The following is a 24672-nucleotide window of genomic DNA, read 5'->3' on the forward strand; positions in this document are numbered from 1 at the left end:
TTTAACTGAAATTCTTTGGAGTTCTGCCATGTCACTCAAACCGTTATTGCTGATTCCCGCCTTGAGCGCTGTGTTGTTACTGTCGGCCTGCGCCGGCCCGATGCCCAAAGCCGACCCCAGCGAAGCCTGGATCGGATTGAAAGAAGAAGCGCCGAATGACCTGATGGCCGAGCGCGTCGACGGCAAACGCGTGGATGACGGGCGCTTTTTCGAAGTGCCGCCGGGAGCCCATCGTTTGGATGTGACGTTGTTCGAGGAAGAGCCGGGCGACGATAACCAGCAGGACTGCCAGGGCCGCGTGGAGTACGAGAACTTCAAGGCGGGTGAACACTACACCCTGATCGAATCCAGCCTGGGCACCACGGTGCGCGCATCGCTCCTGGATGGTCACGGTAAGGAAGTCGCGGCAACGCAGGACTTCAATTGCATGCCTGGCTAGGCGTGATGCACCGCCGTCTTGTGCGGCTTGGCGGATGCAGCTGCTTTGACGTGGGGGTGATGGTGCCGACGGGTAATGCGCAACACCCCCCACAACATGGCGGCGGCCACTGCGAGCCAACCGCAGATCAACAGGAAAATCGTCGTTGCAAGGCTCATTCTGGCCTCCTTTCGCCCAGCAGGGCGCACACACAGTCTTCTCAATGGACAGTCTAGTCAGACGACGGTTGCCTGCTATTGACCAATGGTCGTGTCGATCCAACTTCTTTGCTCTATCCCGGGCGTTTTACTGCGGTTCAAGGCTATACCCGAGCGGAAGAGCGTCCTATGATCAGGGCCCTTACCGGCAGTTGATCAAGAGGGTAGAAAATTGCGGTTACGGTCCAACGTTACAACGTCCTTGCTGCTGGCCTGCACCCTGGGGCTCGCGGCCTGTTCCGGGCAGCCGTCGAAACTGCCGGGCCTGCCGGAGCGTGTCGAGCTCAATGGCGTGCCGACGTTTCGCAGCGACGCTTATCAAAGCGGTCCCACGGCGTTAGCCAGCATGCTGTCGCAACAAGGCATTGTCATGACACCGGGCTTGCTGGATAAGCCGCTGCACTTGCCGGGCGGCGAAGCGAACCTGGAGCGCAACATGCAGGTGCTGGCCCGTGAATACGGGTTGATGGTGTATCCGCTCGACGCCAAGCTCACCTCGGTGCTGGCGCAGGTGAGCGCGGGTTACCCGGTGATGGCGCGGATCGGCGGCGGCCTGTTGTCCAGCACGCACTACGTGGTCGTGGTGGGTTTCAACCAGCAGAAAAGCACGGTGCTGCTGCGCTCAGGCATGGATCGGCGGTTGTTGATGAGCTTCAGTGACTTTGAGTCGAAGTGGAGCAGCGCCGGTCACTGGGCAATCCTCACCCAGCGCCCGAGCCAGTTGCCGGCCAATGTGGATACGCAGCGCTGGCGCGAAGCGGCCAATGCTACCGCCCAGGCCGGGCAAGAGCAGGCTGCGGCGCAGGCACTCAAGGTATTGGCCGAAAGAAAGTAAGACACACCGCGCCCGCCACGTTGGGGCGCGGTGTGTTTTCGCGCTACACCACAGCGCCGAACAACGCCCCGACGCTGGCCGTAATGCCCATGGCCAGCACGCCCCACAGGGTTACGCGCCAGGCGCCGACGAAGACTTTCGCCCCGCCGGCCCTGGCCGCCACGGCGCCAAGGCTGGCAAGAAACAGCAGGGACATGCCGCAGATCCACGGCACCACGCTGTGCTCTGGCGCGATGAGCGTCACCGCCAGCGGCAACGCGGCACCGACCACGAAACTCGCCGCCGAGGCCAGCGCCGCTTGCAGCGGTTTGGCGGTGAGGGCTTCGCTGATGCCCAGCTCGTCCCGGGCGTGAGCCCCCAAGGCGTCGTGCGCCATCAATTGGTCGGCGACCTGATGAGCCAATTCGGGTGATACACCACGCTGCATGTAGATGTTGGCAAGTTCGCGGTGTTCGGCTTTCGGGTTACTCGCCAGTTCCGCTCGCTCTCGGGCCAGATCGGCGTGCTCGGTATCGGCCTGGGAATGCACCGAAACGTATTCACCGGCCGCCATCGACATCGCCCCCGCCACCAGCCCGGCCATGCCGGTGACGATCAGCGAGGCGTGGCTGGCGTTGGCGGCGGCGACACCGATCAACAGGCTGGCGGTGGAGACGATGCCGTCATTGGCGCCCAGGACCGCGGCGCGCAGCCAGCCGATACGGTCGCTGCGGTGGGATTCGGTGTGCCGGTGCATGAATTTCATCGGTGTGCGGGACTCACGTTCGTGGACGGGGTTGGGGCGGACGGCTTTCAATCTGCGCCTGCAGAATACCGCCGACAATCGATATTTCTTTGAGTTGTTCACCCTCGCGCAGCACGAACAGTGCGTCCATCCCGCGTGCCTGCGCCAAGCGTGGGCCTTCGATTTCGCCCAGCACCATCAACGCCGTGGCCCAGGCATCGGCGAGCATGCACGAGGCGGCCACCACCGTGACGGCGGCGACGGTATTGCACAGCGGGGCGCCGGTGGCCGGGTTCATGGTGTGAGCATAGTGTCGGTCTTTCACGTCAATCCAGTGTCGGTAGTCGCCGGAGGTGGCGATGGCGGCGTCGCTGAGTTCCATGACTCCCATCACTTCACGCTGGCCCCGGCTTGGTTTTTCAATGGCCACGACCCACGGTTGAGCATCCGGCTTGACGCCGCGGGCACGCATTTCGCCATCGATGCCGACCAGGTAGCGGGTCAGCCCGAAGCCGTCCAGGCAGCGCGCCAGTTCGTCGACGCCAAAGCCTTTGGCGATCCCGTTGAGGTTGAGGTGCAGCGGCGCGCGTTTGCGCACTTGGTGGCGTTGCGTGTCCACCGTCAACGCCGCAGTGGCCGACAGACCGCTGCGTGACGGCAGGGCGTCGATGGTCTGTTCGGTGACTGAGAGTGCGCCGGGACCGAAGCCCCAGGCGTCCACCAGATCACCGACGGCGATGTCGAAAGCCCCGCCGGATTGCTGGCTGACCCGCAACGCGGCGGCCAACACCGTGGCCAGTTCCTGGGGCACCGGCAACCATGTTTGCTCGGGGCCGGCGTTGAGGCGGTTGAGGTCGGAATCGGCCTTCCAGGTGGACATCTGCTGGTCCACCCGGCCCACGGCCTGGGCCAGGCCGCGGTTGATCGCGTCGGTGTCGACGCCGGCCTCGGCATAGAACACGGCGGTATAGCGCGTGCCCATGGTCTCGCCGTTCAGGCTGTAGCGTTGGGGCTCAGTAGACATCTTCACGGTAGCGTCCTTGTGCTTTCAGGGCCAGCACACTCAGGTGGAGCGGGGCCAACACGTTATCCAGCGCTTGCATCACGCCTTTGGCCATCTCGCGGCTGCCGCACACCAGCACTTGGGCGCCGTTTTCGATCAGGGCGCGCAACGCCAGGGCATCGCCGAGCAACCGGTCTTGCACATAGCTGCGCTCCTGAACCTGGGAGAACGCCGCGCGCAATGCGGTCAGGCGGCGGTCGGCCAGGTAACGCTTGAGCTCCGGTTCATAGAGAAAATCCGAAGCCGGGTTGCGTCCGCCCCAATACAGGTGCATCGGGTGTTTGGCGGTGTTATGGCGAATAAAACCGGCCAGGGGCCCGATACCGGTGCCGGCACCGATCAGAATCACCGGGTGCGCGCCCGACGCCGGACGAAATTGCGGATTGGGCTGGATGAACGCTTCGACCAACCCGCCGATCTTCAGCTCATGCAGGAACCCCGAGCATAGGCCACCTTCGTGTTTGCGCACGCAGATTTCCAGCGTGCCGTCTTCAGAGGAACTGGCCAGCGAGTAAAAGCGCGGCACCGGGTTGTCCGGCGGCAAAATGCCGACCAGATCGCCGGCCTGGAAGCTCGGTAGCGCGCCCGCGGCCTTGAAGCGCAGGACGTGGGTCGGTGCGTTCACGGCTTCGCCATAGACGATGCGCTCGGTCAATTCCAGACGACGGCTGCGCGGGCGCTGCGCCGTGTGGATCAGCGGCAGCTCGTGGCCCAGTGGCGCCGCCAACGCATCGCCCCAGCGCGCAAATTCCTGCGAGGATTGACGGTTCACGGTTTCCAGCCCCAGCAATGGCGTGCCGCCGGCTTGTACCATCGCGTCCTGCACCTGATGGGCGTACTGACAGAATCGCGGAAACTGCCGGTCGCCAAACCCGAGTACCGCAAAGGGCAGGCCGGGTTTGAGGCCCACTTGCTGCAGCCGTGCCAGGAACTGCGCGGCCGACGCCGGTGCATCGCCGTCGCCGTGGGTGGCGGTGAGGATGAACAGGCGCTGGGCAGCGCGGTACTCGCCCTTCCAATCGTTCATCGCGGCGCTGTGAACCCGGTGCCCGGCCTGGTGCAACGCCGCGTGCAAGGTATTGGCAAAACCCCAGGTGCTGTTGGTTTCACTGCCCACCAGAATCACGCTGTCGGCGGCGTGGGCCGGGCTGTTATGGCGAATCTTCGGCGCGGCCTTGCGGCGGCGCCACCACAGCAGGATGCCGGTCACGCTCATCAACGGCACGCTGAGGGCGCTAACCCCGAGGATCAAGCCCAGCCACCAGAGGCCTTCGCCGGTGTGCAATTGATAGATCAGTTGATACAGGTTGTGCATTGAATCGTGGGCCTGATACGACAACAGCGTGCCGCTGACCGGGTCCACGTAGCCGTCACCCTGGGCGGTGCGCAGGGAAAACACGTCCTCGGGGTTACCGGGGCTCGGGTAAACCAGTTCGCGCAGGTCGTTCAGATCGATGGCCTGCAAGGCTTGCAGGTTGGCCACCGGCTGCGCCGCGCCGACGCTGATATGCGCGGGGAAGGCCGGCTCAGCCTGACTGCCGTCGGCGATCAAACCGAAGGTCGTGGCGCACATGTACAGCCCAGTCAAGGCCGACAGCAGCAGCCCGAGCACGGCCAGGCGCCCGACTTCGGCGTGCCAGCGCTGGCTGAACGAGCCGCGCAGCGGCCGCAACAGGTTGCGCAGGCCACCCAGGCGGCGCGCCAGCAACAGCGCGCCGGACACGCAAAGCATCAACATGAAGAGTGCGCCGACGCCCGCGATCCCATGCCCGGTGGTACCCATGAACAGCGAGCGGTGCAGGTCTTTTACCCAGCGCGAAACAACGGACGGCTCATAGGGCCCGAGGCCCTGGCCGGTCAGTGGATCGACGGTTTGCGCACCCGCCTGGCCGTCCTGGTTGTAGTAGATGATCACTGTTCCGGAGGCGCTGCGCTGGATCTGCTCCACCCCCGGAAAGTGGTTGGCGATGCGTCCCGCCAACTGGCCGACATTGAGCTGCCCGGCCGCGGTTGACGTGCCGTGCAGGCGTTCCAAGGCCGGATTGACGGACAGCACTGCGCCGCTGATGGCCAATATCATGACCAACAGGGCGGCGATCAGACCGGGCAGTGAATGGAACTGGCGAAGCATGTTCAGCCTCCAGAAGTCGCAGGTGTTACAGGTCGTAGGTAAAGGACTCGACATAAGTGCTGCCGCTGACCGGCTTGCCCGACCCGGCCGATGTCAGCGGGACACTGACGTCGGCGCGGCTGTCGCGCTTGTCTTCCACGGCGCTGTCGATACGGATCTGATACCCGGCGTCGATCAAGGTGTCGGCCAGTTCCACGCTGACGGTGAGGCTGCGGCCGCTGCCGACACTGGCGCCGCTGAGGCCGTCAAACTCGCTCGGCTTCATGGCGCTGCCACGCGCCCAGTCGCTCAGGTGCCGGTAGTACTTGGCCTTTTTGCCGGCGACCCAGAGGGTTTTCTGGTACTGGCCGTTGGCGTCGGTAACATAGATCGCCAGGTACGCGCCGTTGCCGCTGTAGTCCTTGAGTTGGGTGGTCAGTGTCACTTCGCGGGCCTGGGCCAGCCCCGGCAGGGCAATGGCGCCGGCGAGGCAGGTTGCAGCAATGATCTTTTTCATGATGATGTCCTGGTTGAACGTTGTGGCGAGAGCCTGGACCTGCTGGCTGACAGCAACCTGAAAGCCGTGGAAAAACCGCTGATCATTCCGATCCAGGGCGGTTGAGGTAATCCCGGGCGTCGCCGTTGGCACCGAAATGGATTTCCAGTTTGCGCAGACGAAGCGAGGCGGGTGCGTAGCTGGCTTCGATCGCATTGCCTTTGCGGTCGGTGCCCCTGAGTTCATAGCAGCCGTCGTCGACCTTGATGCGTTGCACGCTCCAGCCGTATTGCTGTTCCACTTGCTGGCGCAGGGTTTCGCGTGGTTGCCAGTCGCTGACCGGCTCGCTGCAGTCGTCGTCGGCCAAGGCGTTTGCGCCGAGCAGGACGCCCAGCAGTGCGGTGCTGACAATAAAAGCTGATTTCATGATCTGTCTCCGGCCGGATTGGCATTTGCGGCTTACCCTAAAGGGCATTCCTGACAACCAGCTGAATCTTCAGATTCACGTCAGGTAAGCTCGGTAAGGTGCGGCACGACAACCACCACAGGAGGTGCCAGATGCGGGTTTTATTGGTCGAGGATGCACCCGGGCTGGGCGAGGCGGTGCGCGAACAGATTGCCGACGACGGCCATGCGGTCGATTGGGTGCAGCGCCTGGAGCATGCGAACAACAGCGTGCGCAGCACGCCGTATGATCTGATCCTGTTGGACCTGATGCTGCCCGACGGTCGCGGGCTGGACTTTCTGCGCCAGCAGCGTTCGGCCGGCAATGTGACCCCGGTGATCATCCTCACCGCCCAGGACCAGATATCCGATCGTATCGCCGGCCTCAACGCCGGGGCCGACGATTACCTGGTCAAACCGTTCGACCTGTTCGAGCTGTCGGCCCGGGTGGCCGCCGTGGCCCGCCGTTATAGCGGCAATCCCAACCCGCAGATCAAACTCGGCGAGTTGCAGATCGATATGAACGCGCGCACCGTGCAGCGTGCCGGCGTCACCGTCGACCTGACGGCGCGCGAATGGGCGCTGTTCGAGGCGTTCGTGCAGCGCCCCACGGCGCTGTTGTCGAAGTCGCAGCTCGAAGAGCGCCTGTACGCCTTCGGTGCGGAAATCGAGAGCAACACCATCGAGGTCTATATCAGCCGCCTGCGCAAAAAACTCGGGCGCGACCTGCTGGAAACCGTGCGTGGCATGGGTTATCGGTTGATGGCCGGATGAAGTCGCCGATCAGCCTGCAAAAACGCCTCGGCCTCGGGTTGACCCTGGGCATGACCTTGCTCTGGCTGGGGGCGACCGTCGGCGCCTGGCTGGTGGTGCAACACGAATTGAACGAGGCGTTCGACAGCGCCCTGGAAGAGACCGCGCAACGCATCCTGCCCCTGGCCGTGCTGGAAATCAGCAACCGCGAAGAACCGCGCACCGCCCAGCACGTCGCCACCCTGAAGATGCACAAGGAATACCTGACGTACCTGGTGCGCGATGCCCAGGGCCAGATTCTGATGCAGTCCCATGACGCCAACCCGAAGATCTTCAGCGAACACCCGAGCGAAGGGTTTTCCACCACCCGAAAATACCGGCTGTACGGCGCGAGTGCGCTGCGCGATACGCTGTTCATTGAGATCGCCGAGCCGCTGGGGCATCGCCGTGAGGCGGCGCGGGAAGCCTTGTTGGCCCTGTTGATGCCGTTATTGGCGCTGATCCCCATCAGCCTGTTGGGCACATGGTTGTTTGTGCGCTTCAGCCTGCGCAGCGTATTGGCTTATCGCCGTGCCGTGGAAGCGCGTGGTGTGGGGGATTTGTCGCCGATCAGCGTGGCCCGGCTGCCGGCTGAAATCGACCCGTTGGCCGACGCGGTCAACCACCTGCTGGAGCGCTTGCGCAAGGCCTTGGAGGCCGAGCGCAGCTTCACCGCCAACAGCGCCCACGAGTTGCGCACGCCATTGGCGGCGACGCTGGCGCAGATCCAGCGTTTGCGCCAGGAAGCGCCGGAAGGCCCGTTGCGCGTGCGTGCGGCGAAGATCGAACACGCCTTGCGCGAACTGGCGCGGCTTTCGGAAAAACTCATGCAGTTGGCCAAGGCCGAGGGCGGCGGGCTGTTGTCCGAGGCGCCCCAGGACCTGATTCCCTTACTGGCCCATGGGGTCGATGAGTGGAACCGCAGCAGCGGGCAGCGCATCCGCTTGCAACTGCCGAGCGAGGGCAGCGTGTATTGCGCGATCGACCCGGACGCGTTCGGCATCCTGCTGCGCAACTTGATCGAGAATGCGTTGAAGTACGGCGCGGCGGATCAACCGGTCGACGTCAGCCTCACGGACGATGCGTTGCTGCGGGTGGTCAACGGCGGACCGGCCGTGCCGGCGCCGGTGTTGCAGCGCCTGACCGAACGCTTCGTGCGCGGCAGCAGCGAAGCCAGCGGCAGCGGATTGGGCCTGGCGATTGCCAAGACCATCGTCCATGGGGTCAAGGCGCACATGACCCTGGCGTCGCCGGCCACAGGCCGGGACGACGGGTTTGAAGTGAACGTTCAGTTTTTGCGCTTGCCGGCCTGAACGTTCATCGCGCCCCGGCGGCGCTGCCGATCAGAAGTCGACGGTGACGCCGCTGTACAGCGCGCGCCCGTCGCCGGGTGAGTGCAGCGAGGCCTGGGCGCCGTCCGGGTCATACCAGACGTATTCGTAGTAGCGGTTGGTGAGGTTTTTCAACTGCAGGTCGACACTGACCGATTCGGTCACCTGGTAAGTCGCGCCGAGGTTCATCAAGACGTAGCCGCCGTAAGTGCCCTTGGTGTTCTCGCGTTCCAGGTAGTAATTCGTCTGGCCGTTCATCCACGCCGTCAACTGCAGCGCCCGCGTGGCCTTGTAGCTGACGCCGGCGTTGTACAGGTGATGCGGGATGTGGTCGATTTCCTGGCCTTTGCTGTTGGGCAAGGTCGCGCTGGGCTGGAGGATTTTCGAGTACTGCCAGGAGTAGGCCATCCAGATTTCGGTGCGTTCGTCCGGGTGCAGATTGACTTGCGCGTCGTAACCCCAGCGCCGGGTTTCGCCGACGTTGTCCGACTCGCCGCTCGGGTCGTTGAGGCGGCGACTGACTTCGCCGCTGGCTTCTTGCTGCCAATAGGCGATGCGGCCGTCGATCCAGTCCGCCGGGGTGAACTTGACCCCGGTTTCCCAGCCGTCGTTGATCGACGGCGCCAGGTTGGTATCCCGCGGTGGAATCTTATAGGCCGCCGCGCCGGTGCCGACCTGGAAGGTCCGCCCCCAGTTGGCATAGATGCTGGCCACGTCCCACGGTGAATACACCACGCTGAGCTTGGGTTGTTTGATCAGCCCATAGTCGTTGATGTCGTAGTCCATGCCGGTCATTTCGTTGGTGAAGTCGCCCTGGATCTTATCGACGCGATATGCCGGGACGATTTTCAGCGACTCGAACGGCTTGATCTCGGCCTGGACATAGGCGCCGTAGGTGTCGAAGTCGAATCGCTGGTCGCGGGTTTGGGCCAGGCGCAGGCGGTCCTTGGTGCGGTAGCGCTCGCTCTTGTTCTGCTGCTGCTGCATGTCCGCGCCGCCTTCCAGGGCGAAGTCGTACAGCCAGCTGACTTGCGGGCGCCAGGTCAGGGAGGTGAGGGCGCCGTACTGGGTTTCGTAGGCGTCGCGCTCCTGCTGGGCGCTGGTGCGCCAGTATTGCGTCCAGCGCCGGTCGTCGAAGGTGTTGACGTAGGTTTTTGCCGACCAGGCCAGCGTCTCGGCCAGGTCGGTGTCGAAGTGCAGGCTGACCTGGTTCATCCGCCGCGTGCCTTTGTCGGTGGCGTTGTAGCTGTTGGTCATGGTCGGGTGCTGGTGGGCGTCCTCTTCACTCAAGTAGCCGGGTTCCTGCGCCTCGGTTTCGTAGTGACGGGCGATCAGGCCGATGCGGTAGCTGTTGTCGTCCGGGGTGTAGAACCATTTGCCGGACATGGAAAACCTGTCCGCCTCGGCGTGATCGCGGTAACCGTCGGATTTCTGGTAGGCGAAGAAGTAGTTCTGCGTCCAGTTGCTGCCTTCGATGCCTTTGGCCAGCTGGGTTTCCTGGGTGTTGTAACTGCCGTAGCGCACCCGCGCCTTGGTGTAGTCGCCGCCGGTGCGGGTCAGCATATTGACGTTGCCGGCGATGTTGTTCAGGCCATAGCGCGCATCGCTGGTGCCGCGCACCACTTCGATGCTGTCCAGCTCCATGGGGAAAATCATGTCCATGAACGGCATGTTGCCGTCGTTGCTGTTGCTCGGGATGCCGTCGATCAGCAACTTCACTGCGTTGACTTCGCCTTCGCCGTTGAAGCCGCGAAAGGAAATCTTGCCGGAGGTGGTGCCTTGGTTGAACTCGGTGAGGATCACCCCTGGCGCGCGACTGAACAGTTCCCAGCTGTAGTTGACCGGCATTTTTTCGAGGATGTCGGCGCCGAGAATGTCCACCGAGCTGAGCACGCTGCTGGTGCTCAGCGGGCCGCTGCTGGCGCTGGCGCCCTGGACCGTGACGGTGCCCAGGGTGAGGGTGGAGTCTTCGGTTTTACCGGTTTCGGCCAGTGCCGAGGACAGCGGGTTGAGGGCGAACAGGCCGATGGACAGCAAGGGCCATAGCGGGCGGGACACAGAGACACGCTTTGCGCGAGGCAAAGTCATTCGAGCAGGCATAACGCACCATTCCTGATGATCAAGACACTTCGAGGACGCCCAGGCGGGCGGCTGACAAGCAGATTGCGCCGCCTATGGGGCGGCGCGGGTGTCGATCAAACGGTAGGGGAGGCGCGCGGGCTCAGGCTCGGCCAGCGGATTCTGGGGTGCAGCGTCGGCAACTCGGGGTTGTCGAGGGTGGTGTCGGGGGCGTATCGCGGTAGGAAATGCCTGTAGTAGTCGGATGGCAGCGCCGCCAGTCCGGCATGACCGCAGCAGCAATCGCTGTGTTTCATGGCGGATTGCGACGGCGCCGACTGGAGCGGGTCGATCAGCTTGCTCAAGTTGGGAGGCAGCGCTTGCGAGGCGCCCCCCGAGCAGAATCCGCCCCACATCAACAGTCCCATGTCCGGCGTCTGCATGGCGCGGCTGAGCGGCATGGCCAGCATGTTCAGCACGATGGCCAGGCAGGCTAGCCAGGGACTGATGCGTTTGAGACGAGCCATGAACGAAGTCGACTGAAAGGGGTGAACATTTAGCGGCAGTTCAGGCGCAAAGTAAAAGCCTGTCTGTGCGCTATTTTGCCGCAGATCGTGGGCGTGATCCGCAACCCCGGTTAGCGATGCAACGGCCTGTTTTTGCGAGGCTTATGCCGAAAAAAATGCCCCGAGCATGTCGGGGCATTGGTCAGGCGGGCGTTTTGGGGGGGGCGCCGTTCAGCGACGAACCTCTGTCGCGTTCGGGCGGTTCTTCAGGTTCTTGTCGGCCTTGTAGCGCAACGCAACGTCCGGCACCGAACCGCCCTTGCCGGTCTCGACCCAGTTGCGGATTCGGCTGGCATCGGCGAAGTGGGTGAACTTGCCGAAGGCGTCGAGGATCACCAGCGACACCGGGCGGTTACCCATGCTGGTCACCAGCACCAGGCAGTGGCCGGCCTGGTTGGTGAAGCCGGTCTTGGTCAGCTTGATGTCCCAGTTGGCGCGGTTGATCAGGTGGTCGGTGTTGGAGAAACCCAAGGTGTAGTTGGGCTTGCGGAACGCCACGGTTTTTTCCTTGGTGGTGCTCAATTGGCTCAGCATCGGGAATTTGCGCGCGTAGGCCAGCAGCTTGCTCAGGTCCCTGGCGGTCGACACGTTATGGATGGACAGGCCGGTAGGTTCGACGTAATGGGTGCTGGTCATGCCCAGCGCCTTGGCCTTGGCGTTCATCGCCGCAATGAAGGCTACGTAGCCGCCCGGGTAGTGGTGAGCCAGGCTCGCGGCGGCGCGGTTTTCCGAGGACATCAGGGCGATCAGCAACATCTCCTTGCGCGGCATTTGGCTGCCGATTTTCACCCGGGAGAACACGCCTTTCATTTCCGGCGTGTCGGTGATGTTGATGTCGATGTATTCGTCCATGTTCTGCTTGGCTTCCAGCACGATCAGGCCGGTCATGAGCTTGCTCACGGAAGCGATCGGCACCACCACGTCCGGGTTGCTGGAATAGATGACTTTGTTGGTTTGCAGATCGACCAGCATGGCGCTGCCGGAAGCGATTTGCAGTTTTGAGGTGTCACGCGGGGCCAGGGTGGTTTCGGCGGCGTGCGCAAAGGTGCCGGTGAAAGCAAATAAAAGGCTGACGAGAGAGAGACGAATTTTCACGCGGATGAACTCGCTAAAAAAAGTAAGAAATACCGTTCTGCAACGGGCTTTATGAAAAATGACGTTACATTTTAGGAGTATGGATCAGAAAACGATAGAGAGCCTTTAAATAAAGGCTGTAAGGCGATGATTGGTTAGGCTTGTAGCCCATCGCGGGCAAAAAAAGGCCCGCTATGAGGGCGGGTCTAATGGGGATTTTCAAAGGAGTAGAGGTAAGTTGCGCCCGATCCTGTCGATGGCGGGTGAAAAGGATGTCGAAGAAACGCGAAACCGGGTGCTGCGCCTGGGTGAACGAGCCGGATGTTCGGGTGCATGTTCTATTGGGCAAGCCTGTCAGCGTCGGCAGTTCAAGGCGGCTACCTGCATTTTGCCAGCGTCCCCCACATTGACGATGCTCAGGCTGTCAGCGCCAGCCTCGGCGGCTTTATTGAATGCCGTGTTCAGAGCGTCGCCGTTGGATGAGCCCTGCACCGTGAAGGCTTTGACGACGTGGCAAGCGTGGGCGGATGAGGCCGTGACGAGGTTGACCTGTTTGCCCGCTTCAGTCAGTTGGGTGGTGCAAGCGGGGATCAATACCGCGATGAGGATCAGCAGAGGGGCGGCATGTAGGTTGCGCATGGCTAAAGCACTCCTGGGGTTCCTGCGGCATCTGGCGGGCGCCGAACATGTCAGCCGCGGATGCACGATAGCAGAGCGTGAGGTTCATCAGAAACCAAAAGCCCTGCGACAAGGCAGGGCTCTTTTCAGCGCGGCTGTCGATCAGCCGTGCAGGGTTTCCGCTGCATACAGCGTGTTTTCCAGCAGGCACGCACGGGTCATCGGGCCAACGCCACCCGGTACCGGGGTGATCCAGCCGGCACGGGGCAGGGCGGTTTCGTACACCACGTCGCCGACCAGCTTGCCGTCTGCCTGACGGTTGATGCCGACGTCGATGACGATCGCGCCTTCCTTGATCCACTCACCTTTGACCAGGCCCGGCTTGCCGGCAGCCACTACCACCAGGTCGGCGCGGCCGACGTGACCGGCGAGGTCCTTGGTGAAGCGGTGGGTCACGGTCACGGTGCAGCCGGCGAGCAGCAGTTCCATGGCCATCGGGCGCCCGACGATATTGGAGGCGCCGACGATCACGGCGTCGAGGCCGTAAAGGTTGACGCCGGTGCTTTCCAGCAGGGTCATGATGCCTTTCGGCGTGCATGGGCGCAGCAGCGGGATGCGCTGGGCCAGGCGGCCGACGTTATACGGGTGGAAACCATCGACGTCTTTGTCCGGGCGGATGCGTTCGAGCAACTGGGAGGCGTCCAGGTGCGCGGGCAATGGCAGTTGCACCAGGATACCGTCGATGTTCGGGTCATCGTTGAGGCCGTCGATCAGGTCGGTAAGGGCCTGCTGGGTGGTCTCGGAAGGCAGGTCGTAGGCCTTGGAAATAAAGCCGACCTCTTCACAGTCTTTACGCTTGTGCGAGACATAAACCTGAGACGCAGGATCGCTGCCGACCAGGATCACCGCGAGGCCAGGCGTGCGCAAGCCTTGCTGGCTACGCTCGGTGACGCGTTTGGCGATCTGCTGGCGCAGGCTGGCGGCGATTGATTTGCCGTCGATAAGTTGTGCAGTCATTACGCGTGATTAACCATCGAGAGGGGGAAGAAAAGTGCGCGCATTCTCGCATGCCAAGACGTGGGGGCAAAGGCGCTTGGTCTGCAAATTGGCCTAACCCCTTAAATAAAATGAATTTTTTTCAAAAAAGATTTGACGGCTTTCCGGCGCGTCTATACTATTCGTCGCACTTGTCGGGCACAGCCTAGCACTGGTTAAGAAGGTCTAGCAGGATTGTTGTTCTGCAAGGCTGGAAGCACTTAGTTTGTAATCCTCCAAGAGTACAGATTAATCAGGCGCCCGTAGCTCAGCTGGATAGAGCATCCGCCTTCTAAGCGGATGGTCGCAGGTTCGAGTCCTGCCGGGTGCGCCATTAGGCAGCTTTGGCACAAGTAGCGTTAGATGGTGGGCGTAGCTCAGTTGGTAGAGCACGGGATTGTGACTCCCGTTGTCGAGGGTTCGATCCCCTTCGTCCACCCCATATTTTTGAAAAGGCGCCAGATTAATCATCTGGCGCCTTTGCTTTAAGAGCTTCAAGCGCGGATGTGGTGGAATTGGTAGACACACTGGATTTAGGTTCCAGCGCCGCGAGGCGTAAGAGTTCGAGTCTCTTCATCCGCACCAATTAAAGCTTTGCCCGGCCGGAAGGCGGGGTCAGGCTCGACAAAGAAGTGGTTTGGTTTCTTTGTTAACGCAATATGGTGGGCGTAGCTCAGTTGGTAGAGCACGGGATTGTGACTCCCGTTGTCGAGGGTTCGATCCCCTTCGTCCACCCCATATTCGAAAGGCGCCAGATTTAACAGTCTGGCGCCTTTTTTGTTTTAGTGGTTCGAGTATTCCGCGGCTGCAGGTTCTGGGTCGCAAGGCAGGGCGTTTCGTCGTATTTATGTGTCTCGATGATGCCGCGCTGCCTGCCGGTCCTGTTCGCAGGGGCGGCCGTCAGGGAGATGATTGGCGACTTCTTCTATATATAGAAGGGTCGGCGCAGAGCCCTGGCACGATTGGCTGTATTTGTCACCGGGGCGAGGCGCAACAGTGTCTTCGTACCGATAAATTGCCTGCTGTTTTTTTACCCGTTTCCAGTAGGGTGACTTCTTGAGTTTGACCCACTAGAATGCATGCCCTTGATTCTGGGGTCGGAAACGGCCGGCTAACGTCTGTGCAACGAGGAATATCCATGCAAGTTTCTGTTGAAAATACTACTGCTCTCGAGCGCCGCCTGAGCATCACCGTGCCGGCAGAGCGCATCGAGACTGCGGTCAACAAGCGTCTGCAGCAGACTGCCCAAAAGGCCAAGATCGCTGGCTTCCGTCCAGGCAAAGTGCCGATGAGCGAAATCAAGCGCCGTTTTGGTGCTGATGCGCGTCAGGAAGCGGTAGGCGACGTGATCCAGGCGTCGTTCTACGAAGCAGTTGTCGAGCAAAAGCTGAACCCGGCTGGTTCGCCTTCGATCGAGCCTAAGTCCCTGGAAGCGGGCAAGGACCTGGAATACGTTGCTGTATTCGAAGTGTTCCCAGAGTTCGAAGTTGCCGGCTTCGACGGTATCGCGATCGAGCGCCTGAGCGCCGAAGTGGCTGATGCCGACCTGGACAACATGCTGGAAATCCTGCGCAAGCAGAACACCCGTTTCGAAGTGGCCGAACGTGCTGCCCAGAACGAAGACCAGCTGAACATCGATTTCGTGGGCAAGGTTGACGGCGAAGCATTCGCTGGCGGCTCCGCCAAGGGTACTCAGCTGGTGCTGGGTTCCAACCGCATGATCCCGGGTTTCGAAGACGGCCTGGTTGGCGCAAAAGCCGGCGAAGAACGCGTTCTGAACCTGACTTTCCCGGCTGACTACCAGAACCTGGACCTGGCCGGCAAAGCCGCCGAGTTCACCGTGACGGTCAACAGCGTGTCCGAGCCTAAGCTGCCAGAGCTGAACGAAGAGTTCTTCGCTCAATTCGGCATCAAGGAAACCGGCATCGACGGCTTCCGCACCGAAGTTCGCAAGAACATGCAGCGCGAGCTGCGTCAGGCCATCAAGTCCAAGGTCAAGAACCAGGTCATGGACGGTCTGCTGACCGCCAACCCGATCGAAGTGCCTAAGGCTTTGCTGTCCAACGAAGTAGATCGCCTGCGCGTACAAGCCGTTCAGCAGTTTGGTGGCAACATCAAACCTGACCAACTGCCGGCCGAGCTGTTCGAAGAGCAAGCCAAGCGCCGCGTCGTGCTGGGCCTGATCGTGGCTGAAGTGGTCAAGCAGTTCGACCTCAAGCCTGACGAAGACCGCGTTCGTGAAATGATCCAGGAAATGGCTTCGGCCTACCAGGAGCCTGAGCAGGTTGTGGCTTGGTACTACAAGAACGACCAGCAACTGAACGAAGTACGTTCGGTTGTGCTGGAAGAACAAGTTGTGGATACTGTTCTGCAGAAGGCTAAGGTGACCGATAAAGCGGTCTCTTACGAAGAAGCAGTCAAGCCGGCGGAAGCAGCACAAGCCGACTGATTGTCCAACTCGTTTGAAATACAACCATAAGCCAGCCTCGCGCTGGCTTATGCGTTTTCAAGACATGACTATTTGGGAGTAACTGCAGAGCATGTTCCGTAATTCCTATATTCAGCAGAACTCTGATATCCAGGCCGCAGGCGGCCTGGTCCCGATGGTTGTCGAGCAGTCCGCTCGTGGCGAACGCGCCTACGACATCTACTCGCGCCTGCTCAAGGAGCGAGTGATCTTTTTGGTGGGGCCGGTAGAGGACTACATGGCCAACCTGATTTGTGCGCAACTGCTGTTCCTTGAAGCGGAAAACCCGGACAAGGACATCCATCTTTACATTAACTCGCCGGGCGGTTCGGTGACCGCGGGCATGTCGATCTACGACACCATGCAGTTCATCAAGCCAAACGTGTCGACCACCTGCATCGGCCAAGCCTGCAGCATGGGCGCTTTCCTGCTGACCGCAGGTGCCGAAGGCAAGCGTTACTGCCTGCCGAACTCGCGCGTGATGATTCACCAGCCACTGGGCGGTTTCCAGGGCCAGGCATCGGACATCGAAATCCATGCCAAGGAAATCCTCTTTATTCGTGAGCGTCTTAACACGCTGATGGCCAAGCACAGCGGGCACACCTTGGAAGAAATCGAGCGTGATACCAACCGTGACAATTTCATGAGCGCCGAAGCCGCGCGTGATTACGGGTTGATCGACGCAGTGATTGACAAGCGCCCCGCTTAATATAAGCAGCTCAAAATAGGCCAGGTCGGCAAGTCCGATCACCTGCGGGCTTGAAAAAGCCCGCATAAGCCTTCATCTTGTGTTGCAAGCCTATCGGATTTGGATCGAACGAATGACTGACACCCGCAACGGCGAGGACAACGGCAAGCTGCTCTATTGCTCCTTCTGTGGCAAAAGCCAGCATGAAGTACGCAAATTGATTGCCGGCCCCTCGGTCTTTATCTGCGACGAGTGCGTCGACCTGTGCAATGACATCATCCGTGAGGAGGTGCAGGAAGCCCAGGCCGAAAGCAGCGCGCATAAATTGCCTTCGCCTAAAGAAATCAGCGGCATCCTTGATCAGTACGTGATTGGTCAAGAGCGTGCAAAAAAGGTTCTGGCCGTAGCGGTGTACAACCACTACAAGCGTTTGAACCAGCGTGACAAGAAAAACGACGAAGTCGAGCTCGGCAAGAGCAACATCTTGCTGATCGGTCCTACAGGCTCGGGTAAAACCCTGCTTGCGGAAACCCTCGCTCGCCTGCTGAACGTTCCGTTCACCATCGCCGACGCCACCACCCTCACCGAGGCTGGCTACGTGGGTGAGGACGTCGAGAACATCATTCAGAAGTTGCTGCAGAAGTGCGACTACGACGTAGAGAAGGCCCAGATGGGTATCGTCTACATCGACGAAATCGATAAGATTTCGCGCAAGTCCGACAACCCGTCGATCACTCGGGATGTTTCCGGTGAAGGCGTGCAGCAAGCCTTGTTGAAACTGATCGAAGGCACGGTTGCTTCCGTACCGCCACAAGGCGGCCGCAAGCATCCACAGCAGGAATTCCTTCAGGTTGATACGCGCAATATCCTGTTCATCTGCGGCGGTGCGTTCTCCGGTCTGGAAAAGGTTATTCAAAACCGTTCCACCCGTGGCGGCATCGGCTTCAGTGCGGAAGTGCGCAGCAAGGAAGAAGGCAAGAAGGTGGGCGAGTCCCTGCGTGAAGTCGAACCTGACGATCTGGTCAAGTTTGGTCTGATCCCGGAATTCGTTGGTCGTCTGCCGGTCCTGGCGACATTGGACGAGCTGGATGAGGCTGCTCTGATTCAGATCCTCACCGAGCCGAAAAACGCCCTGACCAAACAATATGCCAAGCTGTTCGAAATGGAAGGCGTAGACCTCGAGTTCCGTACCGACGCACTCAAATCAGTGGCCAAGCGGGCACTGGAGCGCAAAACCGGTGCGCGTGGCCTGCGTTCGATCCTCGAAGGCGTATTGCTCGACACCATGTACGAAATCCCCTCGCAGTCCGAGGTGAGCAAAGTGGTGATCGACGAAAGCGTTATCGAAGGCAAGTCCAAGCCACTGTATATCTATGAAAACAGTGAGCCGGCTGCCAAGGCTGCGCCAGACGCGTAAGCGTCCGGCTGCTGCATAACAACAAGGGGCCTTTAGGGGCCCCTTTTGTTTTAAGGGCGTGTTTTTCCTGCATTTAACTGCTGGCATTGAGCTTGTTTTTTTTGCCGGCAGCCCCCATCTTGGTTTCATGCTTACTTTTCAACTGTCATAGAGGCGAAATCATGAAGACAACCATCGAATTGCCTCTCCTGCCGTTGCGTGATGTCGTCGTCTATCCGCACATGGTTATCCCGCTGTTCGTGGGGCGCGAGAAGTCTATCGAAGCCCTCGAGGCCGCGATGACGGGCGACAAGCAGATCCTGCTGTTGGCCCAGAGAAATCCTGCTGATGATGATCCAGGCGAAGATGCCCTGTATCGCGTCGGTACCGTTGCGACTGTCCTGCAATTGCTCAAGCTGCCCGACGGCACTGTCAAGGTGTTGGTGGAAGGTGAGCAGCGCGGTGCGGTCGAGCGCTTCATGGAGGTGGACGGCCACCTGCGCGCCGAAGTGGCACTGATCGACGAAGTCGAGGCCCCGGAGCGCGAGTCCGAAGTATTTGTACGCAGCCTGCTCTCGCAATTCGAGCAGTATGTGCAGTTGGGCAAGAAAGTCCCGGCTGAAGTCCTGTCTTCCCTCAACAGCATTGATGAGCCTAGCCGCCTGGTCGACACCATGGCCGCACACATGGCGCTGAAAATCGAGCAGAAGCAAGACATCCTCGAAATCATCGACCTGCCGGCCCGTGTCGAACACGTCCTGGCGCTGCTCGATGCCGAAATCGACCTGCTGCAGGTTGAAAAGCGCATCCGTGGTCGCGTGAAGAAACAAATGGAGCGCAGCCAGCGCGAGTACTACCTGAATGAGCAGATGAAGGCCATTCAGAAGGAACTCGGCGACAGCGAGGAAGGCCACAACGAAATCGAAGAGCTGAAAAAGCGCATCGATTCCGCCGGCCTGCCGAAAGACGCCCTGACCAAGGCCAACGCCGAGCTGAACAAGCTCAAGCAAATGTCGCCGATGTCGGCCGAAGCCACCGTGGTTCGTTCCTACATCGATTGGTTGGTGCAGGTGCCGTGGAAGGCTCAGACCAAGGTGCGCCTGGACCTGGCTCGCGCCGAAGATATCCTCGATGCCGACCATTACGGCCTCGAAGAAGTCAAAGAACGCATTCTCGAATACCTCGCCGTGCAAAAGCGCGTGAAGAAAATTCGTGGCCCGGTGTTGTGCCTGGTCGGTCCGCCGGGTGTGGGTAAAACCTCCCTGGCCGAGTCGATTGCCAATGCCACCAACCGTAAATTCGTGCGAATGGCCCTTGGCGGCGTGCGTGATGAAGCGGAAATCCGTGGTCATCGCCGCACATATATCGGTTCGATGCCAGGAAGATTGATTCAAAAGATGACAAAGGTCGGCGTGCGCAACCCGCTGTTCCTGCTCGATGAAATCGACAAAATGGGCAGCGACATGCGTGGCGATCCGGCATCGGCCTTGCTCGAAGTGCTCGATCCGGAGCAGAACCACAATTTCAACGACCATTACCTGGAAGTCGACTACGACCTGTCCGACGTAATGTTCCTGTGTACCTCCAACTCCATGAACATTCCGCCAGCGTTGCTGGACCGGATGGAGGTGATTCGTCTGCCGGGTTACACCGAAGACGAGAAGATCAACATCGCCGTCAAATACCTCGCGCCCAAGCAGATTTCGGCCAATGGCCTGAAAAAAGGCGAGATCGAATTCGAGGTCGAGTCGATCCGCGATATGGTGCGTTACTACACCCGCGAGGCCGGTGTACGGGGGCTTGAGCGCCAGATTGCGAAGATTTGCCGCAAGGCGGTCAAGGAACATGCGCTGGAAAAACGCTTCTCGGTGAAGATCACGGCCGATGTGCTGGAGCACTATCTGGGCGTGCGTAAATTCAGCTACGGGTTGGCGGAACAGCAGGATCAGGTAGGGCAGGTGACTGGCCTGGCGTGGACCCAGGTGGGTGGCGAATTGCTGACCATCGAAGCCGCGGTGATCCCGGGCAAAGGCCAATTGATCAAGACCGGTTCCCTGGGTGACGTGATGGTCGAATCCATCACCGCCGCGCAGACCGTGGTGCGCAGCCGCGCCCGGAGCCTGGGGATTCCCCTGGACTTCCATGAGAAGCACGACGTCCATATCCACATGCCGGAAGGGGCGACCCCGAAAGACGGCCCTAGCGCTGGCGTAGGCATGTGTACGGCCCTGGTATCGGCCCTGACCGGCATTCCGGTACGCGCCGATGTGGCCATGACCGGGGAAATCACCCTGCGTGGCCAGGTATTGGCCATCGGTGGTCTGAAAGAAAAATTGCTCGCCGCACACCGGGGTGGAATCAAGACCGTGATCATTCCTGAAGAGAATGTCCGCGACTTGAAGGAAATTCCTGACAATATCAAGCAAGATCTTCAGATTAAACCGGTTAAATGGATTGACGAGGTCCTGCAAATTGCGCTGCAATACGCGCCGGAGCCCTTGCCGGATGTGGCTCCGGAGATAGTCGCGAAGGACGAAAAGCGCGAGTCTGATTCCAAGGAAAGAATTAGCACGCATTAATGCGTTAAAGCCTGGGGGCTTCCTTGACAGCTTTTTAGAGCCCTTGTTATAAAGCGGCTCTTAAGTGTCTGTAGGCCATTCAGCACTGGTTTTTGCTTTCACCAAAAAACTTAGAATCATACTCAATAGATATATAAGGGGACTTAGAGTGAACAAGTCGGAACTGATTGATGCTATCGCCGCATCCGCTGATATCCCGAAAGCTGCTGCTGGCCGTGCGCTGGACGCAGTAATCGAATCCGTCACTGGCGCTCTGAAGGCCGGCGATTCGGTGGTACTGGTAGGCTTCGGTACTTTTTCTGTGACTGACCGCCCAGCTCGCACTGGCCGTAACCCACAGACTGGCAAAGCACTGCAAATCGCTGCTGCCAAGAAACCAGGTTTCAAAGCCGGTAAAGCCCTGAAAGAAGCCGTTAACTAAGCCTCGATCAAGCCTTTACCTACCCGGGTCCGACGCAGGTCTGGCCTGGCAGCGGAGCGGCAGCTGACCCACGTATCCATCGGGTCACCACGCCGGGGGTGTGGGTTCTAACCCCCGTCCGCTCCGCCAGTTACGAGAGAAGGCGCATCCTCGGATGCGCCTTTCTTCTATCCGGACTCTACCCACGCTCCACGGTTGCCAATTTTTGAAGTTCAACCGTTTCTGGGGGACGCATGCTGCAAAATATCAGGGACAATTCACAAGGCTGGATTGCCAAGACCATTATCGGGATCATCGTCGCATTGATGGCGTTCACCGGTATCGAGGCTATTTTTCAGGCTTCGACCAACACCAAGCAGGACGTGGCCAAGGTCAACGGTGAAGCAATCACCCAGACCGAACTGAGCCAGGCCGTCGACATGCAACGTCGCCAACTGATGCAACAGATGGGCAAGGATTTCGATGCTTCCCTGCTGGACGAAAAACTGCTGCGCGACGCGGCGCTCAAGAGCCTGATCGATCGCAAGCTGGTACTGCAAGGTGCCGCTGATTCCAAGTTTGCCTTCTCTGACGCCGCGCTGGACCAAGTGATCCTGCAGACGCCGGAGTTCCAGGTGGACGGCAAGTTCAACGCCGAGCGTTTTGACCAGGTGATCCGTCAACTGGGCTACAGCCGTCTGCAGTTCCGTCAGATGATGACCCAGCAAATGCTGATCGAGCAGACTCGCTTGGGCATCCTCGGCAGCGCCTTCGTGACTGACGCGCAGGTGCTGGCATTCGCCCGCCTGGAAAAACAGACCCGCGATTTCGCCACCGTCAATATCAAGGCCAACCCTGCGGCGGTGAAACTCACCGACGACGAGGTCAAGGCTTACTACGACCAGCACGCCAAAGAGTTCATGACCCCGGACCAGGTGGTCATCGACTATCTGGAGTTGAAGAAGTCGTCTTTCTTCGACCAGGTCACCGTCAAGGACGATGAACTGCAGGCAGCGTATGAGAAAGAAACCGCCAACCTCGCTGAGCAGCGTCGTGCGGCGCACATCCTGATTGAAGTCAACGACAAGGTCACCGACGCCCAAGCCAAGGCCAAGATCGAGGAAATCCAGGCGCGCCTGGCCAAGGGTGAGCAGTTCGAAGCCCTGGCCAAGGAGTTCTCCCAGGACCCGGGTTCGGCCAGCAATGGCGGTGACCTCGGCTTTGCCGGTCCTGGCGTCTACGATCCAGACTTCGAAGCTGCCCTGTACGCCTTGAATAAGGACCAGGTCTCGGCACCGGTGCGCAGCACCTTCGGTTGGCACCTGATCAAGCTGTTGGGCGTTGAAGCGCCAGAAGTGCCATCGTTCGCCAGCCTGAAAGACAAGCTGACCCACGAGCTCAAGAATCAACAGGTTGAACAGCGTTTTGTCGAAGCGACCAAGCAATTGGAAGATGCGGCGTTCGAAGCCTCCGACCTGGCTCAGCCGGCCTCCGATCTGAAGCTGACCGTTCACACCTCTGCGCCGTTTGGTCGCGAAGGCGGTGAGGGTGTCGCGGCCAACCGTGCCGTGGTCACTGCCGCGTTCAGCCCGGAAGTGTTGGATGAGGGTGCCAACAGCACCGCCATCGAGCTCGACCCGGAAACCATCATCGTGCTGCGGGCCAAAGAGCATCTGAAGCCTACGCAACTGCCGCTGGAAAGCGTGGCAGCGGCGATCCGCACCCAGATGACCAAGGAACGCGCCAGCGCGGCCGCCAAGACTCACGCTGACGAGTTGATCGCCAGCTTGCGTGATGGCAAGACCCCGCTGAACCAGCCCGTTGATGGCCAGGCCTGGAAAGTCACCGAAGCGGCTACCCGTAGCCAGGAAACGATCGACCCGGTGGTGCTGCAAGCCTTGTTCCGCATGCCCAAGCCTGCGTCCAAGGACAAGCCGACCTTCACCACCGTGACCCTCGCTGATGGCAGCCTGGTGATCGTGCGCTTGAACGGCGTCACCGAAGCGGCGGCTCCATCGGACGATGAGAAGGCGCAATACCGTCGTTTCCTCGCTTCCCGTGTTGGGCAGCAGGATTTCGCGGCGTATCGCAAGCAGCTGGAAACCAAGGCTGAGATCAAGAAGTACTGATCTCGGTTTGAATAAAAAGCCCCCGGCCTGAAAAGACCGGGGGCTTTTTCATGGGCGTTTGCAAAGGGCCAGCAACATCAACGCCACTACCGCCCAGGGAAACGCGAGCACGCCCCAGCTCTGCAACAACAACCCGCCCGCCAGACCGCCGCCCGCAATGCCCAGGTTCCATACCGTCACCAGCATCGACTGCGCGGCGTCCGCCGACTCGCCCGCCGACTTGGCCAGGGCGGTTTGCAGCAAGGCCGGTAGGCCACCGAATGCCAGCCCCCAGGCCGCGACGGCGGTGTAGATGATCGCCGGCGAGTCGATCCAGAACGCCAACGCCAGCGCCGACAGGCCAAACAGCATGCAACTGAACAGCACCAACGGGCGCAGCCATCGATCGATCAGCAGGCCCACCAGCCAGATGCTCAACAACGCCGTCAGGCCAAACACCAGCAGTACCCGGTCGATATCGGCCTGGATGCCGGCGGGCTCCAGCAGGGGGGCGATGTAGGTGTAGAGAATGTTGTGGGCCAGCACGTAGGTAAAGGTCACCCAAAGCACCGGGCGAATACCGCGCAACCTCATCACCTGGCGCAGGCCCAGGCGTTGTTGCGCTGCTTGGCCGGCAAAGTCCGGGAGTTGCCAGCGCGCCCAGAGCAGCAATGCCAGCGTCAGCCCGGTCATGATCGCAAAACTCAAGCGCCAGCCAACGAGGGTGCCCAGCAGGGTGCCGGCCGGCACGCCCAGGGTCAGGGCCAGCGGTGCGCCAAGCATCGCGATGGCAATCGCCCGGCCTTGCCGGTGGGGGGCGACCATACGACTGGCGTAACCCGCCAACAGGGCCCAAAGCAGCCCGGCGAATACCCCGGCGAAAAAGCGCGCTACCAGGGTCAGCCCGTAGTGGTTGGATACGGCCGTCACGCTGTTGACCAGGGCGAAGCCAGCAATGGCCACCAGCAGTAGGGGGCGTCGGCGCCAACCCCGCGTCAGCAGCGTCAAGGGGATGGCCGCGAGCAATGATCCGAGTGCGTAGAGCGTGACCAGTTGGCCAACCAGGGCGGGCGACACGCCCAGGCCTGCGCCCATCTGCGGCAAGAGCCCCGCAGGCATGGCTTCGGTGAGGATGGTGATAAAACCCGCGCAAGCCAGGGCCAACAAACCTCCCAGCGGCAGCACGTCAGGCTCGGTGTTCGCCGGGCAATGGGTAAGTGAAGGGTTGTCGCTCATGACGCTTTATCCATAT

Annotated in this window: 22 protein-coding genes and 4 tRNA genes; 14 read left to right on the plus strand and 12 right to left on the minus strand. The window is 60.6% G+C overall.

Annotation, left to right across the window (positions count from 1 at the left end):
* Positions 1 to 28: 28 nt before the first annotated feature.
* Positions 29 to 439 carry a hypothetical protein gene (locus C8K66_RS13200; RefSeq protein WP_057004473.1) on the plus strand — a complete coding sequence of 137 codons (411 nt, stop codon included), beginning with the start codon at positions 29 to 31 and terminating at the stop codon, positions 437 to 439.
* Here C8K66_RS13200 and C8K66_RS30995 read toward each other — a convergent pair.
* Positions 436 to 597, minus strand: a complete 162-nt coding sequence (locus tag C8K66_RS30995) for a hypothetical protein (protein WP_164887010.1) — start codon at positions 595 to 597, stop codon at positions 436 to 438. The genes C8K66_RS13200 and C8K66_RS30995 overlap by 4 nt on opposite strands.
* A gap of 211 nt (positions 598 to 808) precedes the next feature.
* Here C8K66_RS30995 and C8K66_RS13205 point away from each other — a divergent pair, with 211 nt between their 5' ends.
* Positions 809 to 1471: a C39 family peptidase gene (locus C8K66_RS13205; RefSeq protein ID WP_057004472.1), complete on the plus strand. Its 663-nt coding sequence runs from the start codon at positions 809 to 811 to the stop codon at positions 1469 to 1471.
* 43 nt (positions 1472 to 1514) lie between these two features.
* On the opposite strand, the gene C8K66_RS13210 is transcribed toward C8K66_RS13205, so the two are convergent.
* The 5 genes from C8K66_RS13210 to C8K66_RS13230 all read right to left on the minus strand — a co-directional run bounded on the left by C8K66_RS13210 (position 1515) and on the right by C8K66_RS13230 (position 6291).
* Complete coding sequence (locus C8K66_RS13210; RefSeq protein ID WP_046382838.1) at positions 1515 to 2216, minus strand: VIT family protein; 702 nt, start codon at positions 2214 to 2216, stop codon at positions 1515 to 1517.
* Between the two features lie 13 nt (positions 2217 to 2229).
* Positions 2230 to 3219 (minus strand): FAD:protein FMN transferase, encoded by a 990-nt coding sequence (locus C8K66_RS13215; protein WP_108525042.1) that lies wholly within the window; start codon positions 3217 to 3219, stop codon positions 2230 to 2232.
* Positions 3209 to 5389, minus strand: a complete 2181-nt coding sequence (locus tag C8K66_RS13220; protein WP_108525044.1) for a PepSY domain-containing protein — start codon at positions 5387 to 5389, stop codon at positions 3209 to 3211. The genes C8K66_RS13215 and C8K66_RS13220 overlap by 11 nt, the downstream gene beginning before the upstream one ends.
* A 25-nt stretch (positions 5390 to 5414) precedes the next feature.
* A complete protein-coding gene (locus tag C8K66_RS13225) occupies positions 5415 to 5885 on the minus strand; it encodes a DUF2271 domain-containing protein (RefSeq protein ID WP_017848221.1) in 471 nt (156 codons plus the stop codon).
* 82 nt (positions 5886 to 5967) lie between these two features.
* Positions 5968 to 6291 carry a PepSY domain-containing protein gene (locus C8K66_RS13230; RefSeq protein WP_017848220.1) on the minus strand — a complete coding sequence of 108 codons (324 nt, stop codon included), beginning with the start codon at positions 6289 to 6291 and terminating at the stop codon, positions 5968 to 5970.
* Positions 6292 to 6422: 131 nt separating this feature from the next.
* On the opposite strand from C8K66_RS13230, the gene C8K66_RS13235 reads away from it, so the two are divergent.
* The gene (locus C8K66_RS13235) at positions 6423 to 7082 is read left to right on the plus strand and encodes a response regulator transcription factor (protein WP_046485615.1); all 660 of its coding nucleotides are present in this window, start codon (positions 6423 to 6425) and stop codon (positions 7080 to 7082) included.
* On the plus strand, positions 7079 to 8413 hold the full coding sequence (locus C8K66_RS13240) for a HAMP domain-containing sensor histidine kinase (RefSeq protein ID WP_046382841.1): 1335 nt from the start codon (positions 7079 to 7081) through the stop codon (positions 8411 to 8413). The genes C8K66_RS13235 and C8K66_RS13240 overlap by 4 nt, the downstream gene beginning before the upstream one ends.
* A 30-nt stretch (positions 8414 to 8443) precedes the next feature.
* Here the strand turns inward: C8K66_RS13240 and C8K66_RS13245 are convergent, their stop codons facing one another.
* The 5 genes from C8K66_RS13245 to folD form a co-directional block, all read right to left on the minus strand.
* Positions 8444 to 10531 carry a TonB-dependent receptor gene (locus C8K66_RS13245; RefSeq protein WP_090235000.1) on the minus strand — a complete coding sequence of 696 codons (2088 nt, stop codon included), beginning with the start codon at positions 10529 to 10531 and terminating at the stop codon, positions 8444 to 8446.
* 95 nt (positions 10532 to 10626) lie between these two features.
* Positions 10627 to 11016 (minus strand): DUF2946 domain-containing protein, encoded by a 390-nt coding sequence (locus tag C8K66_RS13250; protein WP_057004468.1) that lies wholly within the window; start codon positions 11014 to 11016, stop codon positions 10627 to 10629.
* 210 nt (positions 11017 to 11226) lie between these two features.
* Positions 11227 to 12150 carry a D-alanyl-D-alanine endopeptidase gene (pbpG, locus tag C8K66_RS13255; RefSeq protein WP_057004467.1) on the minus strand — a complete coding sequence of 308 codons (924 nt, stop codon included), beginning with the start codon at positions 12148 to 12150 and terminating at the stop codon, positions 11227 to 11229.
* Between the two features lie 333 nt (positions 12151 to 12483).
* Positions 12484 to 12768: a hypothetical protein gene (locus tag C8K66_RS13260; RefSeq protein ID WP_046382845.1), complete on the minus strand. Its 285-nt coding sequence runs from the start codon at positions 12766 to 12768 to the stop codon at positions 12484 to 12486.
* Positions 12769 to 12909: 141 nt separating this feature from the next.
* Positions 12910 to 13764 (minus strand): bifunctional methylenetetrahydrofolate dehydrogenase/methenyltetrahydrofolate cyclohydrolase FolD, encoded by an 855-nt coding sequence (gene folD, locus C8K66_RS13265; protein ID WP_017848149.1) that lies wholly within the window; start codon positions 13762 to 13764, stop codon positions 12910 to 12912.
* 275 nt (positions 13765 to 14039) lie between these two features.
* Between folD and C8K66_RS13270 the strand changes: the two genes are divergently transcribed.
* The 10 genes from C8K66_RS13270 (at position 14040) to C8K66_RS13315 (ending at position 23441) form a co-directional block, all read left to right on the plus strand.
* Positions 14040 to 14116 (plus strand) — tRNA-Arg (locus C8K66_RS13270).
* A gap of 32 nt (positions 14117 to 14148) precedes the next feature.
* Positions 14149 to 14224, plus strand: a tRNA-His gene (locus tag C8K66_RS13275).
* 58 nt (positions 14225 to 14282) lie between these two features.
* A tRNA-Leu gene (locus C8K66_RS13280) sits at positions 14283 to 14367 on the plus strand.
* Positions 14368 to 14444: 77 nt separating this feature from the next.
* Positions 14445 to 14520 (plus strand) — tRNA-His (locus C8K66_RS13285).
* Positions 14521 to 14920: 400 nt separating this feature from the next.
* Positions 14921 to 16231 carry a trigger factor gene (gene tig, locus C8K66_RS13290; protein WP_046382846.1) on the plus strand — a complete coding sequence of 437 codons (1311 nt, stop codon included), beginning with the start codon at positions 14921 to 14923 and terminating at the stop codon, positions 16229 to 16231.
* Between the two features lie 91 nt (positions 16232 to 16322).
* The gene (clpP, locus tag C8K66_RS13295) at positions 16323 to 16958 is read left to right on the plus strand and encodes an ATP-dependent Clp endopeptidase proteolytic subunit ClpP (RefSeq protein ID WP_017848147.1); all 636 of its coding nucleotides are present in this window, start codon (positions 16323 to 16325) and stop codon (positions 16956 to 16958) included.
* Between the two features lie 112 nt (positions 16959 to 17070).
* Positions 17071 to 18354, plus strand: coding sequence for an ATP-dependent Clp protease ATP-binding subunit ClpX (gene clpX, locus C8K66_RS13300; RefSeq protein ID WP_017848146.1), 1284 nt, complete (start codon positions 17071 to 17073; stop codon positions 18352 to 18354).
* A 161-nt stretch (positions 18355 to 18515) separates the two neighbouring features.
* Entirely contained in the window at positions 18516 to 20912 is a 2397-nt protein-coding gene (gene lon, locus C8K66_RS13305) for an endopeptidase La (RefSeq protein ID WP_046382847.1), read from the plus strand.
* Positions 20913 to 21060: 148 nt separating this feature from the next.
* The gene (locus C8K66_RS13310; RefSeq protein ID WP_003174819.1) at positions 21061 to 21333 is read left to right on the plus strand and encodes an HU family DNA-binding protein; all 273 of its coding nucleotides are present in this window, start codon (positions 21061 to 21063) and stop codon (positions 21331 to 21333) included.
* A gap of 233 nt (positions 21334 to 21566) precedes the next feature.
* Positions 21567 to 23441 (plus strand): SurA N-terminal domain-containing protein, encoded by a 1875-nt coding sequence (locus C8K66_RS13315; protein ID WP_057004465.1) that lies wholly within the window; start codon positions 21567 to 21569, stop codon positions 23439 to 23441.
* 48 nt (positions 23442 to 23489) lie between these two features.
* Here the strand turns inward: C8K66_RS13315 and C8K66_RS13320 are convergent, their stop codons facing one another.
* The gene (locus C8K66_RS13320) at positions 23490 to 24656 is read right to left on the minus strand and encodes an MFS transporter (RefSeq protein WP_108525046.1); all 1167 of its coding nucleotides are present in this window, start codon (positions 24654 to 24656) and stop codon (positions 23490 to 23492) included.
* Positions 24657 to 24672: the final 16 nt, after the last annotated feature.

It is taken from the genome of Pseudomonas sp. GV105 (assembly GCF_003058185.1).
GTDB classification, from domain to species: Bacteria; Pseudomonadota; Gammaproteobacteria; order Pseudomonadales; family Pseudomonadaceae; genus Aquipseudomonas; species Aquipseudomonas veronii.